The organism is Rhodococcus jostii NBRC 16295, assembly GCF_001894825.1.
Lineage (GTDB): Bacteria > Actinomycetota > Actinomycetes > Mycobacteriales > Mycobacteriaceae > Rhodococcus_F > Rhodococcus_F jostii.
Window position 1 is genome coordinate 1 of record NZ_BCWY01000279.1, and the last position, 598, is coordinate 598.

The following is a 598-nucleotide window of genomic DNA, read 5'->3' on the forward strand; positions in this document are numbered from 1 at the left end:
CCGGGCTTCGATGGCCTGCACGGTCTTGTCGAACGCCTTTCCCAGGACACGTGTGCCGAAGACGCCGAGCACGGCCCCGAGCGCTCGTCCTTTGAGATTCTTGCCGTCGCGGACCACGACGGCGTCGACGTCGGTGGTCCCGTCGGGCCGTGGGGTGAGGGTGTAGGTGTGGCCCGAGTTTCCGCCCCACAGGTTGGAGTCGGTGGTGGTCATGACGATGCGATGGGGATCGGTCCAGTCGTAGTGCAGGCGTTCCCAGGCCCCGCCGGAGCCTTCGGTGACGTCGGCGTGGTCGGTGCCGAGTTCGTGCACTTGGAGGTAGTCGTCGGCGCTGTTGCCGAAGAGCGTCTCGCGGCCCGGCCCGAAGTCGGTGAGCGCGTCGAGGAATTGTTCGGGTGTTGCGGTGGTGGTCTGGTGGAGGCGGATCGTGGACATGGCGTGTTCTCCTTGATGGATTGTGCGGGGTGAGGGGTAGACCGGTGGGGGATTCGAGGGCAGTTAGACGGGCAGCTCCGTCCCAGCCTGTTCGGCGATCATGTAGGCGGCGTACCAGTCGGGCCAGTTCGGATCCTCTGTACCGGTGCGCTTCTCGTGCTCG

Annotated in this window: 1 protein-coding gene; it reads right to left on the reverse strand. The window is 66.1% G+C overall.

Annotation, left to right across the window (positions count from 1 at the left end; genetic code table 11):
- Window positions 1-435 (reverse strand): hypothetical protein (locus RJ1_RS45190; RefSeq protein ID WP_073371191.1); only part of this gene is annotated, 435 nt, incomplete at its 3' end.
- Window positions 436-598 lie beyond the last annotated feature (163 nt).